Origin of the sequence: Flavobacterium ginsenosidimutans (assembly GCF_003254625.1) — a bacterium.
Classification (GTDB): Bacteria; Bacteroidota; Bacteroidia; order Flavobacteriales; family Flavobacteriaceae; genus Flavobacterium; species Flavobacterium ginsenosidimutans.
Map to the genome: position 1 here is coordinate 54405 of NZ_QJRJ01000072.1, position 15845 is coordinate 70249.

Annotated in this window: 12 protein-coding genes; 6 read left to right on the forward strand and 6 right to left on the reverse strand. The window is 32.0% G+C overall.

Annotated features, from left to right (window positions below):
* Window positions 1–69 precede the first annotated feature (69 nt).
* Window positions 70–6348 carry an alpha-2-macroglobulin family protein gene (locus tag DM444_RS06710; RefSeq protein WP_111285031.1) on the reverse strand — a complete coding sequence of 2093 codons (6279 nt, stop codon included), beginning with the start codon at window positions 6346–6348 and terminating at the stop codon, window positions 70–72.
* Between the two features lie 214 nt (window positions 6349–6562).
* On the opposite strand from DM444_RS06710, the gene DM444_RS06715 reads away from it, so the two are divergent.
* The 4 genes from DM444_RS06715 to DM444_RS06730 all read left to right on the forward strand — a co-directional run bounded on the left by DM444_RS06715 (window position 6563) and on the right by DM444_RS06730 (window position 10209).
* Window positions 6563–7918, forward strand: a complete 1356-nt coding sequence (locus tag DM444_RS06715; protein ID WP_111285032.1) for a UDP-N-acetylmuramate--L-alanine ligase — start codon at window positions 6563–6565, stop codon at window positions 7916–7918.
* A gap of 144 nt (window positions 7919–8062) precedes the next feature.
* Window positions 8063–8752 (forward strand): RadC family protein, encoded by a 690-nt coding sequence (gene radC / locus DM444_RS06720; protein WP_111285033.1) that lies wholly within the window; start codon window positions 8063–8065, stop codon window positions 8750–8752.
* A gap of 3 nt (window positions 8753–8755) precedes the next feature.
* On the forward strand, window positions 8756–9442 hold the full coding sequence (locus DM444_RS06725; protein WP_111285034.1) for a YjjG family noncanonical pyrimidine nucleotidase: 687 nt from the start codon (window positions 8756–8758) through the stop codon (window positions 9440–9442).
* A gap of 2 nt (window positions 9443–9444) precedes the next feature.
* Window positions 9445–10209: a hypothetical protein gene (locus DM444_RS06730; RefSeq protein ID WP_204251669.1), complete on the forward strand. Its 765-nt coding sequence runs from the start codon at window positions 9445–9447 to the stop codon at window positions 10207–10209.
* A gap of 16 nt (window positions 10210–10225) precedes the next feature.
* Here DM444_RS06730 and DM444_RS06735 read toward each other — a convergent pair whose 3' ends face one another.
* On the reverse strand, window positions 10226–11503 hold the full coding sequence (locus DM444_RS06735) for a replication-associated recombination protein A (RefSeq protein WP_111285036.1): 1278 nt from the start codon (window positions 11501–11503) through the stop codon (window positions 10226–10228).
* 174 nt (window positions 11504–11677) lie between these two features.
* On the opposite strand from DM444_RS06735, the gene DM444_RS06740 reads away from it, so the two are divergent.
* Both DM444_RS06740 and DM444_RS06745 read left to right on the forward strand, forming a co-directional pair.
* Window positions 11678–12445 (forward strand): rhomboid family intramembrane serine protease, encoded by a 768-nt coding sequence (locus DM444_RS06740; RefSeq protein ID WP_111285037.1) that lies wholly within the window; start codon window positions 11678–11680, stop codon window positions 12443–12445.
* Between the two features lie 58 nt (window positions 12446–12503).
* A complete protein-coding gene (locus tag DM444_RS06745; protein ID WP_239455604.1) occupies window positions 12504–13010 on the forward strand; it encodes a hypothetical protein in 507 nt (168 codons plus the stop codon).
* A 1-nt stretch (window position 13011) separates the two neighbouring features.
* Here the strand turns inward: DM444_RS06745 and DM444_RS06750 are convergent, their stop codons facing one another.
* From DM444_RS06750 to DM444_RS06765, 4 genes are all read right to left on the reverse strand, one after another.
* Window positions 13012–13815, reverse strand: coding sequence for a DUF2490 domain-containing protein (locus DM444_RS06750; protein WP_111285038.1), 804 nt, complete (start codon window positions 13813–13815; stop codon window positions 13012–13014).
* Between the two features lie 49 nt (window positions 13816–13864).
* The gene (gene rlmB, locus DM444_RS06755) at window positions 13865–14599 is read right to left on the reverse strand and encodes a 23S rRNA (guanosine(2251)-2'-O)-methyltransferase RlmB (protein ID WP_111285039.1); all 735 of its coding nucleotides are present in this window, start codon (window positions 14597–14599) and stop codon (window positions 13865–13867) included.
* An 84-nt stretch (window positions 14600–14683) separates the two neighbouring features.
* Complete coding sequence (locus DM444_RS06760; protein ID WP_162614929.1) at window positions 14684–15142, reverse strand: lipid-binding protein; 459 nt, start codon at window positions 15140–15142, stop codon at window positions 14684–14686.
* A gap of 63 nt (window positions 15143–15205) precedes the next feature.
* Window positions 15206–15841, reverse strand: a complete 636-nt coding sequence (locus tag DM444_RS06765) for a DUF5011 domain-containing protein (protein ID WP_162614930.1) — start codon at window positions 15839–15841, stop codon at window positions 15206–15208.
* Between the last annotated feature and the right edge of the window lie 4 nt (window positions 15842–15845).

Sequence of the window (15845 nt, forward strand, 5' to 3'; positions counted from 1 at the left end):
ATTTCAGATTTAAATATCAAACCTAACAGGTTTTTAAAACCTGTTAGGTTTTTTTATGCCTAAATTTTATTAATTCACTTTTACTCGAATTCCTTTTGTATGACTTGCAAATTCTGGTGCATACATACTTTGTATTGTCGTAATTCCGTTTGAGAATTCTCCGCTGTTATTTACTCGAATATCATATTCTAAAACATAAGTTCCTTTATTGATTTTGTCAAAGAAGAAATGAGTCGCTGCATCTTTTGTGCTCATATAATATCCTAATCTATCAGAATATTGATATTGTGAAAATACATTTACAGGCTCAAAACAAGAAGCGCGCATATCTTTTAAATGAATGTATTCCAAATCTTCTTTCGAAGTGATAATTAAACGGACTGTAACTAAATCTCCAATTTTTAAAGAATTTTCAGTTGTTATCTTTTGCAATTCGTCACCTTTTAGCGTGTTTTTCTTTAGATACAATTCTTTCGAAACAGATAAAACAGCTCCAGTGTTATTTTTAATTTTATCTAAATCTTCAAAATACTGCCAATAAACACCACCAAAACCTGGAATTTTAGATTTGTTTTGAACGCTGATCGAAGCCATTTCTTTTTTTACTTCTTCAGCTTTCCAGTTTAGTTTGATATAACCTGTTTCGGCTTCTTTTTCATTTTCGGATAATTTTTTGGTCATGATTTTTTCATCTCCCAATTTTATAACTGTATTGTCTTTTACAGAAAGCCAATCGCTGCCTTGGAGTAATAATGCATAAATTGCTTCACTAGTTGATCTTGTTGTTGGCCAGTTTTTAGCTTGTTTGTTTTTTAGTAGCCAGACTTTCATTGCATCAACAGATTTGGTGTCTTGAGTAACTTCGGCGAAAGCCTCAATTAAAAGAGCTTGAGTTTCTATAGGCGCTTGATACCAGTACCAACCTGGTTTATTGGCAATCCAATACATTCCCCAATCTTCATTGTTAGATGAATTTTCTTTTAAACTTTCAATGATTTTTTTAGCGCTTTCCTTTTCTCCAAAACGATTTAAGACTAAAGCTGTCAATCCTTTTTCATAAATAGAATAATCTAACCAATCTCTTTTTGCTGTTTCGAGATATAATTTGGTTACTTTTTTTAAAGTATCCGAAAGCGGATATTGTTCTAAATAAAAACTTCTGCTATATAAATAATGCAAATTAGAATATGGCCATCTCCAAATTAAACTGTTCCTTTCTTTATTAAATTTTGCCCTTTTTTGATGTTCTTGTAAAAACTTGCCATCTATAAAAGGAATTGCGCTTTTAGTAATTTCATCAATTTTAAGATTCTGATTTTTAACCAATTTTGACAAATGGCCTAATCCTGCTAAAATATGTCTAGTAATGTAATCGTCTCCAGTACCGCCTTCAAACCATGAAAAACTACCATAAGAATTTTGTTTCTTTTTTAATTTTTCGAAAGTAGCTTCTTGCGAAGTTTTCATTTTTTCCAAATCAAATAAAACGGCAAAACTTTTCCTCTTTTCATCTTCATTTTGATTATCATTTAACCATGGCGTTTCTGACAGAATAATTGATTTTAGCTCTTCATTTTCTTCTAATTTTGGATTGATTTTCCCCTTTTTTCTCCATTCATCAAAAACGGCAGCAATTTTCGGATTGCTTGAAATTACTTCTTTAGCAAGTGCATTCGAATAAAATCGAGCAAAGGTTTGTTCTGCACATTCGTGTTCATATTCCATTAAATAAGGCAAAGATTGAATTGCGATCCATGCAGGATTTGAAGTGTACTCAAATGTAAATTGATGATTTTTTAATGTTGTCGAATTATTGTTTTTTAAGTTTTCAAAAGTGTATTCTTTGGTTGAATTTTCACGAACCCAAATCGGAATACTTTCTGTAACAAGCATATTGTTGGTTAAAACAGGAATAATGTTTTCTTCTCCATCTGAGAAATCACCTGATTTTGCCACGATTTTATATTGAACACCCTGTAAACCTTCAGGAATTGTAACGGTCCAACTTGCTGTAGTATTTCCATAAGCTGGAACTGTGAAATTTTTAATGTTATCTGCATTTAGCATTTTAGCATCAATTGGTTCCATTGTTACAGCATCGAAAAGCTGTAAAGCAGCAATTCCAGTTTTCGCTTCGGCGGTAACATTTGAAATTTTCGTAGTGATAACAATCGTATCTTTTTCCCTAAAGAAACGCGGAAAATTTGGCAAAAGCATTAATTCCTTTTGAGTCACAACGTTTTTCTGCAAATAACCAGAAACTGCTTCTTTGTTGTGTGCAAATAAGCGAAGTTTCCAAGCCGTTAAAGCTTCTGGCGATGTAAAAGAGAAACTCACTTTTCCTTGTGAATCTGTTTTTAAATTTGGCAAAAAGAAAGCAGTTTCAGATAAATTTTTTCTTGCTTTCACTTGATTTAATTCTTCTAATGCCTTTTTGTTTACAGAATTTATATCATAAACAGTATTGTCTTCTTCATAAATAACATTTGAGCTAACCGTAGTAATGGCGGCAGATAAGCTTGCTTTTTTCTGAATGCCATATGCAGTATTTACCACAACTTCTGATAAAGTACTTGAATCATTAGTTAAAACAATATCAATGAATTTTCTATTTCCTACTAATACAGATTGGGTTTTACTGCCAATATAACTAAACTCAAGTTCTTCGTTTTCTTTAGCGCCTATTTCATAATAACCATCAAAATCGCTTTGAGTGCCACGTCTTGTACCTTTCACGACAATAGAAGCTCCTGGCAAGGCAAGTCCAGAATTATCAGTTATAATTCCCGAAATCAATTTTGCATTGAAAGGTTTTTTAGCCTTTTTAGCAACCTGCATTTGATACAGTCTCTTTTGATGAATATTATTTTTGCTGTTAAAATCGAATCCAAACGACATTAATTTAGTGTCTTCACTAAATAGTTCAAGTCGGTTTAGAGGCAGATTTAAATACATAATAGAGGCCGAAACCTGATCAAAACCAAATGACGATTTCTTATAGCTTCCGTTATAATTATAGTCGTTTATGGCTAATATATTCCAATCATTTTTTGTAAACTGATCTAATGAACTGTCATACATTGATGCTAAAACTTCAGCTTCGTTTCTGGTGTCTTTTGATTTTAATTTGAATGACCAGTTTTCTGGACTTCCAGGCTGTATTCTACTCCTAAATGTTTCTACATTGAATTCTAATTTAGGAGTAATAGATTTTAATGCAACTGCTACATCACTAGAAAAAACTTCGTTTTCAAATATGCTTTGAAACCCGATTCTTAATATGTTGTAAAACTCCTTCTTTAGCGGAATTTTTATTGTCGTTTCGTGGTTTTCTAAATGAATAATTTTTTCAAAAAAGACCTTACTATCATAATTTCCAATTGTTGAAATATAAAGTTCCGGAACGACAGAGGTTAATTTTAATAATACAAAACCATCTTTTTTCGCATCTTCATTTATCTGTACAGCGGAAAATAATACGCTTGGATTGAATTTATCTTTGCTTTGTTTAATCTGGAATTTAGTTGTGTTTTCTATTAAATTATCAAAACTATCTTTTGCTGAAAAGACAATTTTGTAGTTTCCAGATTTGTAATTTGAGATAAAATCTAATGCGATTTTTTTATCTTTTTCAGTGTCTACTTTTTTCGAATACACTAAGACTTCATCTTCTTTGCTATATTCCTGACCGTTTTGTTCGTACGGAAATAGTTTTTCAAAATCTTCATCAGATAGTATTTGAATTTCTGGCGTAGGCCATACTCGCTTTTTGAATTTGCTTGGCAAAGGACGTACGAAATATATTTTAATTTCACCTTTCACAGCTAAAAATTCACCATTTAAATTGGTGCTTTTTAGAATAATTTCATTTTTATCTTTTGTATTAATTTGTGGATTAATTACAGTTTCAAGAACCAAATCATGATATCCCACTTTTACATTTGTTTGTGCATCGTGAGTTTCTCCATTTATATCAGTTACTTGTGCTTCTATAAGATAATTGAAAACTGGAAGATCTTTTTTTGAACTTTCCTCAGAAGGAACAGCGATAAAATCAATCGCAAAATTCCCCGATGCATCTGTTTTGGTTTCGCCTGTTACTAAAACTTCATTTGAACTTGATGAATAGTAGTCTCTCGAGTAATAGCCTGCATATCGTGTAACTTTATAAGTAACTTTTGCATCAGAAATCGAACTTCCAGCAAAAGCTTTGGCGTTTCCTTTTACCTTTATGGATTGGTTTACTTTAAAAGTTTCTTTTTTAGGTTCAAAAGTGACTTCAAATTTTGGGCGTTTATATTCTTCAACTCTAAAGTAGGTTTGAGAATTTTCTAAGTCAACATGATCCCAAAACGGGTGATCGTTTTCTTTTTTATTATAAATAATATCATTTTTCGAATTGTCAGATTCTTCAGCAGAAATTCCAAAAGAACCTGTCAAACCTGATTTTGGTAAAATAAATTCGCCAGAAAAAGAACCAAATTCATTGGTTGTTACATCAAATTTATTGATTTCATTATAAGATGCGTCTCTAAAAATAATTTTAAAAGAAGTTTGCGGAACAACGCTGGTTTTGTTTTTCTTCTTTTTAATAGCAATTCCTTTAAAATAAAGAGTTTGCCCAGGACGATAAATGGCTCGGTCCAAATAAAATTCGACTTTTCCTTTGTAATCGTCATCTTCATCTTCAGTTTCACTTTTATTATAATCTACGCTGTAATTGATGTAATCTTTGTGAATTAGAATACTGTCATTTGAAGTAAACAATTCAAGCGTATCACCCTTGAATTTTACATTTTTAGTATTGTAAACTGCGATTCCATTTTTTCCTGTTTTAAAGGTGGCACTATAAGTTTTTATGGTAACATTTTCTATAGGTTTTCCCGTTTTTCGATCTAAAACCTGATATTTTTCGATTTCATTTTCTTGAGAGGCCAGAACACTAATGTTTGATGAAGTTATAGTTTCATACGTATAAGCTTTTGTATTTTTAATATCAGAATTGCTTTCAAAATAAACTAAATAAGATCCAGTTTTTATATTTGGCAAAAGTATTTCGGTGGTATATTTAAAATAGTCTTTTTTGTTTACCAGCGAATATTCTTTTGTGTAAGAAGGAGCATTTTTTAAAACAACGCTATTCACCAAACTATCTTTGTTTAGATTTCTTGTTTTAAAATCAAGAAGCAGTTTATGAGTTATTTTATAAAACGAAACTTTTAAAGTATCTACATTTTTGTAATGAATAAACGCCCTCGCATTTTGTTCATTGTAAATGTATTTCTCCAGCTGGACATATAAAGATTTGGAAAGAATGTTTGCTTTTCTCTGTATCGCAAGTTTATAAGCATTTGATCGATTATTTACTTTTATTATACTGTCAAGAATTGCTATGGCGTCGATATTATTATTTGGCTTCAATTCTCTTGATGCTTCTCGATCAAGAATTGAGGCTTTCTCCAATTGAATTTTCTGAATAAGCGAATTGTCTTTTACAGTTTTTTGAAAGCGAATTATGACATCAAGATACTCTTCATTGGAGAGATTCAATTTATTTTTTAGAAACTCAATGCGCTCCCATTGATTTTCCTGCTTTGGATTTATGGTTTCTTGTTTTTGGTATAATGATATTGCTAAACGTAAATCGTCATAAGCGATAAAGTCTAAATTTAGTTTTATGAAATTGGCAGAGCTTCCTAATAAGTCATTTTTGTATTTAATTATATCTTCTTGAGCAAAGCTAGCGGAATAAACTTTTGAACTATAAATGTCGATATTTTCTTTGATGATATAATCAAATAAATTTTCGTTTTTAAATTCTTCTAAAGTCGAATAGTCAAAAATCTGATCGTATTTTGAAAGTGAAGTATTTTTTAAAACAAGTTCATTTTCTAAACTCTTTTTTAAAATTAAATTGATTTGAGACATAAAATTTACTGCTGTCCAAGTTAAAAAGTCATCATTTAGAGTTTTGATATTTGTTCTATTTCGTATGGAATAATTATTTTGGATAAAATATTCATTAAGGCATTTTGCATAAATGAGATTCAAAATTGCTTTTGAAGGTATAGAAACTCGATTTATATCGGTTTTTAGATTATTTAAGATTTTATTCTGAGCATTTTCATCAATAAGAAGCAGATATTTTGAATGATAGAAAAAACATTTTATCATTTCGGCTTCATCTTTATCTGAAACGGCATCTTTATAGATTTTTTCAACTAATTCATTAGCTGATTTGGTTTTTCCTTCATTTTCAAAATCAATTACTTTTTCCCATTTCTTTTCATTTTGTTGTGCAAATACAGAGGTAGAGATAAATAATAAAACAAATAATATATTTTTCATAAGAGAGTTTTAATCTATAGATGATTAAATTTTAAAAAAGGTTGGGAAGACAGAATTACTTTTAAAAATAATTTTCGTACAAATTAATAATTTATTTCCAAAACCAAATAGAGCATTCTATATTTCATTATTTTTGAAGAATAATTACAGCGTTTTATTAGTTATTTGCTATTTCGATTAACCGATGAAACAGTTTAACGATTAAACATTTTAAATGAAAACACATTTCATCGCCATTGGCGGAAGCGCAATGCACAATCTGGCATTAGCATTACATAATAAAGGATACCAAGTTACAGGAAGTGACGATGCTATTTTTGAACCTTCAAAATCAAGATTAGAGAAAAAAGGAATTCTTCCTGCAGAATTGGGCTGGTTTCCAGAAAAAATCACTTCAGATATCGATGCAATTATTTTAGGAATGCACGCAAAAGCGGATAATCCTGAATTATTAAAAGCGCAGGAATTAGGTTTAAAGATTTATTCATATCCTGAATTTTTATACGAGCAATCTAAAAATAAAACGCGTGTTGTAATTGGTGGTTCTCATGGTAAAACAACGATTACGTCAATGATTCTTCATGTAATGCATTATCATAATATTGCAGTTGATTATATGGTTGGTGCGCAGTTGGAAGGGTTTGACACAATGGTACATTTGACTGAAGAAAATGATTTTGTTGTTTTGGAAGGGGATGAGTATTTATCTTCACCAATTGACAGACGTCCGAAATTTCATTTATATCAGCCAAACATTGCTTTGATTTCTGGAATTGCTTGGGATCATATTAATGTTTTTCCAACTTATGAAAACTATGTGGAGCAGTTTGAGATTTTCATCGAAAAAATTACAAATGGCGGAATTTTAGTTTATAACGAAAATGATCCTGAAGTAAAACGTGTTTCTGAGGCAGCGACAAATCCAATTAGAAAAATTGCTTATTCAACTCCAGAATATTCTGTAAACGATGGTGTGACTTTATTAAAAACTCCAGAAGGCGATATGCCAATTGAAGTTTTCGGAGCGCACAATTTAAACAATCTTGCCGGAGCAAAATGGATTTGCCAAAATATGGGAGTTGATGAAGCAGATTTTTACGAAGCAATTGCAAGTTTTAAAGGTGCTTCTAAGCGTTTAGAAAAAATTGCCGAAGGAAAAGGGAAAGTTGCTTATAAAGATTTTGCGCATTCGCCAAGTAAAGTTGCTGCAACGACAAAAGCGGTAAAAGAACAATATCCAAATAGAACTTTAGTAGCTTGTTTAGAATTGCATACTTATAGCAGTTTAAATGCTGAATTCTTGAAAGAATATGAAGGCGCTCTAGAATATGCAGATGTTGCGGTTGTTTTTTATTCGCCAGATGCGGTAAAAATTAAACAACTGGAAGAAGTAACTTATGAGCAAATTGCTACTGCATTCAATAGAAAAGATTTAATTATTTATACGAATCCAGCTGAGTTTAAAGAATACTTATTCAACTTAAATTTAGATAATTCTGCACTTTTATTAATGAGTTCAGGAAATTATGGAGGCTTAAATTTTGATGATGTTAAAGGTTTGATTGCCTAAATTCGTCAATTAGAAAATTAGATAATGTGCCAATTGTTTTTCAGTTGGCACATTTTTTTTGTAATTATCTAGTCAGAAAACATAATAATTATTTGAAAGACTTTTCTTATTTTTAATATCTTCGTTCTGTAAAATTTAAATAGTATGGAACAATCTCATTTCGCTATAAAAAACTGGTCAGATGATGACAAGCCGCGCGAAAAATTAATGCTCAAGGGAAAAGAAGCTTTGAGTGATGCTGAATTATTAGCAATTTTAATTGGCTCAGGAAGTCGTAATGAATCTGCGGTTGCATTAAGCCAGCGTATTTTAGCTAGTGTTGGCGGATTAAATTCATTAGCAAAATTATCTATTGCTCAATTAATGAAATTTAAAGGAATAGGAGAGGCAAAGGCTGTTACAATTGTTGCGTCTTTAGAGTTATGCGCACGTAGGAGATCAGAAAAAGCAGTTGAAATGACTAAAATAACTTCGAGTAAAAAGGTTTTCGATTTAATGCAGCCAGTAATAGGAGATTTATCTCATGAAGAATTTTGGGTGCTTTTTCTTAATAATTCCAATAATGTGATTTCAAAGGCTCAACTGAGTAAAGGGGGCATTGGCGGTACAACTGTTGATGTTAGATTGATTTTTAAATTGGCGTTTGAGAAATATGCTACAGCCTTGATTTTGTGCCACAATCATCCTTCTGGAAGTTTGATTCCTAGTGATGCAGATAAACAAATTACTAGAAAAATTCGCGAAGCAGGAAGTAAGTTAGATGTTAAAGTTTTAGACCATATTATTATTACTGAATCAAAATATTATAGTTTTGTAGATGAAGGAATTTTTTAATAGATGAATACCAAGATTACAGACATTTTTTTTGACTTAGACCACACACTTTGGGATTTTGATAAAAATTCGGAAATGGCTTTTGATCGTATTTTTAAAAGTAAATATCAAGAGATTATTACTGAAGATTTTATCAAGGAATATATTCCAATTAATCAAGAATGTTGGAGATTATATCAGAATGATAAAATTACGCATCAAGAATTGCGTTATAATCGTTTGAAGTTTTCTTTTGATGCATTGAATTATGCTATTTCAGAAGAAAATATTTTGGAAATTGCTAATGATTATATTGAATTTCTTACTGATAATAATTACCTTTTTGATGGCGCAATTGAAGTTTTGGAATATTTAAAACCTAAATACAAACTTCATATTATTACAAATGGATTTGCTCAGGTGCAGGAAAAGAAAATTAATAATGCTTCACTTGGAGGTTATTTTAGTACCATTACAAATTCTGAGTTAGCAGGCGTTAAAAAACCAAATAGTATTATATTTGATTATGCATTGAATCTGGCAAACACTTCAAAAGAGAACAGCATTATGATTGGCGATGATTTTGAAGCTGATGTGAATGGCGCATTGAATGCAGGTTTAGATGCCATTTTTTTTAATGAAAAAAAGCTGGATATTTCCGGAAATTATAAACAGATTAACCATTTACTAGAACTAAAAAAATATTTATAATGATGAAGATTAAAATTTTACTTACTGCACTTTTATGCTCATTTATTGGATTCGCACAGTCTGTTAATGATTACAAAGCTGTAATTGTACCTTTAAGATATGATTTTACAAAAACAGATAATCAATATCGTATGGCTACATTAAGCAAATCAAATTTATTAAAAGCAGGTTTTGAAGCTTTTTATACCAATGAGCAACTTCCTGAAGGATACACAGATCGTTGCCAGGTTTTGTATATTGATGTAATTAAAGATAGTGCATTTTTGACAACTAAACTTAGCGTGCAATTCAAAGACTGTTTTGGACAAGTTGTTTATACATCTGAAGTTGGAAAAAGTAAAGAGAAAGATTATGAAGTAGCATACAGAGAAGCGCTAGATAATGCTTTTAAGTCAATTTATGCTTTGCATTATAAATATAGTGGCAAAGAAGTTGCAACTTCAAGAACGCCAGTTGCTGCAAAAGCTGCTGTTGCAACAAGTGCTGTAACTACTGTGGCTGCAACTCAAGTTGTTTCAGTTACGCCTTCTCCAGATTTAAAAGATCCAAACTTGTTATATGCTCAGCCAACAGAATCTGGATATCAGCTAATCGATAAAACACCAAAAGTAGTTATGAAGCTTTTCAAAACTTCTCAAAGCAATGTTTTCATCGCTTCAAAAGATAATGTTCAAGGCTCTTTAATCTTAAAAGAAGATGGTCAATGGTATTTTGAATCTTATCAGAATGATAAATTAGTTTCAGAAAAAATTGTAGTTAAATTCTAAAAAAATAAAATACGGTTTAATAACCGTATTTATCCTTCCAACGGTTCTTTAAAAATTCGCGGTTGCTATTCTCTCGAGAATTGCTTCCCGGATTATAAAGAACCGTTTCTTTTATAGCGTCTGGTAAGAATTCTTGTTCGGCAAAATTATTAGCATAATCATGCGAATATTTATATTCATCGCCATATCCTAATTCTTTCATTAATTTAGTTGGAGCATTTCGCAAATGAAGTGGTACAGGTAAGTCGCCAGTTTGTTTTACCAATTGCTGCGCATTACCAATTGCCATATAAGAAGCATTGCTTTTTGGCGATGTAGCCAAGTAAATAGCGCATTGACTTAAAATGATACGGCTTTCTGGATATCCGATCGTAGTAACAGCTTGAAAGGTATTATTTGCCATTATAAAAGCTGTCGGATTGGCATTCCCAATATCTTCACTAGACAAAATAAGCATTCTTCTGGCAATAAATTTTACATCTTCTCCTCCTTCAATCATTCTTGCCAGCCAATAAACCGCACCGTTAGGATCGCTACCACGAATAGATTTTATAAATGCAGAAATAATATCATAATGCTGCTCGCCGGTTTTATCATACAAAACCGTATTTTGCTGTACCAGTTCTAAAACACGGTCGTTAGTTATAGTGATTTCGTCACCTTGGGAAGCATTAATTACAAGTTCGAAAACATTAAGCAGTTTTCTACCATCACCGCCCGAAATACGCAATAAAGCTTCAGTTTCTTTAAGGTTTATCTTTTTTGTTAATAAATAGGCATCCGTTTTCATTGCGCGTTCTAAAAGAGCCTCTAAATCGGCTTTTGTAAAAGCATTTAAGATATAAACTTGACAACGTGACAATAATGCAGGAATAACTTCAAAACTAGGGTTTTCTGTTGTTGCTCCAACTAAAGTTATCCAGCCTTTTTCTACAGCAGCTAAAAGTGAATCCTGCTGTGATTTACTAAATCTGTGGATCTCGTCAATAAATAGGATAGGATTTTTAGCTGTAAAAAGTCCGCCGCTTTGTTTTGCTTTATCAATAACATCGCGAATATCTTTGACCCCAGAATTGATGGCGCTTAATATATAAAAAGGCCTTTTTGATTCTTGAGCAATGATTTGTGCCAATGTTGTTTTTCCGGTGCCAGGAGGCCCCCAAAAAATCAACGAAGGAATTATTCCTTTTGATATTTGCTGTGTTAACGAACCGTTTGGTCCAACCAAATGCTGCTGGCTGATATAATCTTCTAATTTCTGCGGACGAATGCGCTCTGCTAATGGTGCTTCCATTTTACAAAATTACTATTTTAAGATTTAAATTTAATTCATTGAAAGTTAAAACAGCTTGCAGAGTGAAGGATTGTTCTGATTTGAGACAATTTAATGCTCTCTGGTATGACAAATTATCAGTAAAATATTTTTGGATAGTTTTTTGAGTTCTCCTAAATGTTATTTTGTAAAAATATGGGCGATAGTAATTTTAAGTTTTCAAATTCGGTTATAGGACTTCCATTGTTTTTTGTCCTTTTTTTATGGATTGTATACTGGCTACAAATCCGCTTTGATTTTGATTTTTACCGATACGGAATTTACCCAAGAGACCTTCTAGGTTTACAAGGCGTTTTATTCAGTCCGTTCATTCATGAAAACTTAGATCATTTATACAATAATAGTATTCCATTAATAATTCTATTGGCGGCAATGCAATATTTTTATCCAAAACAAACATTTGGCGTTATTGCATACGGAATAATATTTTCGGGATTAATTACTTGGATAGTTGGAAGAGAGAATTTTCATATCGGCGCTAGTGGGTTAATTTATGTTTTGGTAAGTTTCATTTTCTTTAAAGGAATTCAAACTAAATATTACAGATTGGTGGCTTTATCTTTGACTGTAATTTTGCTTTATGGCGGAATGATATGGTATGTTTTTCCAGATGTTGATCAATCTATTTCTTGGGAAGGGCATTTAGCGGGTCTTATTACGGGCTTTGTTTTGACATTGTTTTATAAAGCACCCGAATATGCAAAACCAATTGTTTACGATTGGCAGCGTCCAGATTTTGATCCAAGCAATGATCCTTTTATGAAACATTTTGATGAAGATGGAAATTTTATTGTTTTTTACAATGAAGACGAAGAAAACGAAATGGAATATTTTTCGTCTAGTCATTCGGTAAATTATATTGTGACCAAAAAGGAAGCACCAGAAGAAGATACTGCTCCGTGATTTTCTTTAAGATAAAAAGATTAAATTTGTTAGATAACAATTTAATTTTTCGGGCATTATGAAGAAAATGAAGGTTTTAGTTTTGTTCTTGTGTTTTGTTTTTAATGCAAAAGGTATTGCTCAATGTGAAATCAAAAATAGGATGCTGGCAGATGGCAGCATGATATATTACTTTGAGCCGGCTGTATTTTATACAACAAAATCAAAATCGCTTAAAATTAATATTGTTACAGACAAAGAGAATTATTTTGTTGCATTACAGCCAACGCCATTTCCTGAAAAGAAAATCGGAAAAAAGATTAAAGATGATCTTCTAATTCATCTTGCAGATAATAAAACATATAAGTTAGTGCATTATGATACACAATATCGACGTAACGATTCTATCATGCAGGTTCTTTATTTGATAGATAATAAAGATCTTGATGCGTTTTCTAATTACGAAGCGGTGATCGCAGAAATTAATATGCAGGGGACAGAATTTATGAGAAGCTATAATTTTAAGCTTCATAAAAATGCTATAATCGAGCAGCTTAAATGCTTTTTGAAGAAAGAAGAAGACTAAACTATTCTTCGTCTTTTGCTTCAGGATGTTTTTTGGCTTCAATTTTCTTTTGAAGGTTTCGAATAAGGTTACTGAAAGTTACGGTAAGCGAGGCCGCATTGGTTGTTTGATTTCCATTGTTACGTGGAAGATATTCATTGCAATAGGTTAGTTCAACCTGAATGTCATCTGAAAATAAATAACCAGCTCCAATATTTAAACGATTCCGATCAAAGAAACTTTCACCCGTGACTTTTGTTCCAGATTTGAAATAAAGCTCATCTGAAGCAATTGCGTATACAACGCCACTTCTTAATATTTTACTATTGATAGGTTGTATATATTTAATTTGCTGGCGATATCGAAAAACGTTTTCATAATCATCATCTTCATTCCTCATATGACGGAATTCAGTACGCATTCTTGTGCTTAAAGTGTATCCTGTTTTATGAAAATAGTAAATGCCTTGAAGAGCAAAACGTGTTTCGGGAGATTCGAACTGACCTATTTCGGGTACATCTCTATTATTAAAATAGGCAATAAAAGCGGAGAATTTCCATCTTGGAGAAAAGTAGTAATGTCCCCATCCTCTTATAGATCTTTGTATAGTATTTTCGAATAAGTTTGGTGAAGATTCGGTACTGCTGTAAGCTGAGGCAAAATCTATTTCAGTAGCCCATTTTTTACTCAAGGTCTGGTTAAACTGAATTTCATTCCAGAACTGATTATATGTAGTATTTTGTCCGTAGCTGTTTGTAATTAATAAAACTACAAACAGACATCGGAAAATTATGATTTTTGATTTTGAATTAGATTTTGAAAGCATTAATTAAAGGTATTTAATTATTCATTCGCATCTTAAATCTCAATGTGTTTTAGCTTCTTTGTCGAACGGCTTCGTATAGAAAAGCACCGCATGCAACCGAAACATTCAAGGATCCAATTGTGCCAAACATTGGTAACTTAGCTTTTTCATCTACTATTTTTAAAACAGAAGGATTAATTCCTCGATCTTCAGAACCCATAATAATAGCGACTGGTTCTGTTAGTGAAATATCATATATGTTTTGATCTGTTTTCTCAGTTGCAGCTACTGTTTTAATCCCAGAGCCTTGTAAATAGAAAATAGCATCTTTGATGTGTTCAACTTTAGAGATCGGGACATTAAAAACAGCTCCAGCCGAAGTTTTAACTGTATCTCCATTTACAGGCGCCGAACCTGCTTTTTGTATGATGATTCCATTTACACCTGTACATTCTGCTGTTCTAATAATAGCCCCAAAATTTCTTGCGTCAGAGATTTGATCTAATATTAAGAAAAGAGGTTTTTTGCCAGACTCGATTGTTGATTCAACAAGATGTTCTAAATCAATGAAGCCAATAGGAGAGATAGTTGCTACAGCTCCTTGGTGATTATTTGGAGTAAGACGATTTAGTTTTTCAACAGGAACATAAGAGAAGTTAATGTTTGCACGTTTCATTACCTTCATTAAGTCTTTCATAAGTTCACCAGAAATATCTTTCTGGATAAATACTTTATCTACTTCTTTTCCTGCCTGAATTGCTTCTATGATGGCTCTAATGCCAAATATTTGATGTTCTTTTTCCATTGGGCAAATATAGGTAATATGTTTATATAAAAAAACCACCCCAAATGAATGGGGTGGTTTAAATAATAATTCTTTATGGGAATATTAGTGTTCGTCTTCAAAGAAACCAGTTCTTTTATAACCTTTTATTTCATAGACAGTTCCTGCATCTGGGTCATCTGAGAATGTAGCTTTAAAAGAGATAGCATCAACAGTATGTCCTCCAGTAGATGTAGTACCATTTTTAGTGATTTTACCTTCTGTTATATTCACATTGATATCGTATCCATCAACGCTACTTGCTAAATTGCTTCCTGCAAATGACAATGCGCTAAGAGTTACAGGTGACTTTACTTTAAAATCCCAGATGTGGCCTTTATCATCAATCCACATCTCTTTTCCATCATTTGCTGATGTATTGTAAGTAGAAATAAGTGCATAGTCTGCTACTACTGTTCCATTAACTAATGTTTGAACGTACCAGTCTCCAGACATATCCTTTGTAGATGTTCCTCCTGGATTAGTATCGCCAACTTCATCACAAGCTGCAAACGACGTAAGCACAAGTACAGCTGCTAGAATACGTGTTATATTTTGTTTTAATTTTTTCATTTTAATATTTTTAGATTAACGTTTGAATATTCTATCAGCAGTACCGAAGAATGCAGTAGCAGTAATTGACCATTTCCAGTTGTTCTGGTCTGTAATTGTCCCAATGTTACTTTCTGCATCGATACCTGTCGAAGAAGCATCTTCTTTGAAAGGTGCATAAACTTGTTTGTCATCTATATTATAGAATTCCATCTGTAATACGTTTGGATCACCTACAAGATACCCAGTAGCGTTGTCTGTAAAATAGTGTCTGTCTCCTGTTCCTACTCTAGTTACATTATTTGCATTACCACTTCTAAAAAAAGTACCTGTCAAATCAATTGTACTTGGTTTGTTACTCAATACAACTACAGTACGTGTAAGTGAAGCAGGAAAACCATCACTATTTACTGCAGAGTATCTAAGTTTGTAAACTGTAGGTTTACTAGTATCAACTGTACCTGTAATTGTTACTGGAAGAGCTTTACCGTCAGCTTCCGCTTCTACACCAGCTTCTGTATATGTATCTCCTTGTGTAAGAACAACTAATGCATCACCATTCATGGTCAAGTTTGCATATGCAGTTACTTTTGAAACTCCATCGGTAGATTCTTCACATGAAGTTAATAATAGTCCTGAAACTACCATTAAAGCTATAAATATTTTTTTCATTGTT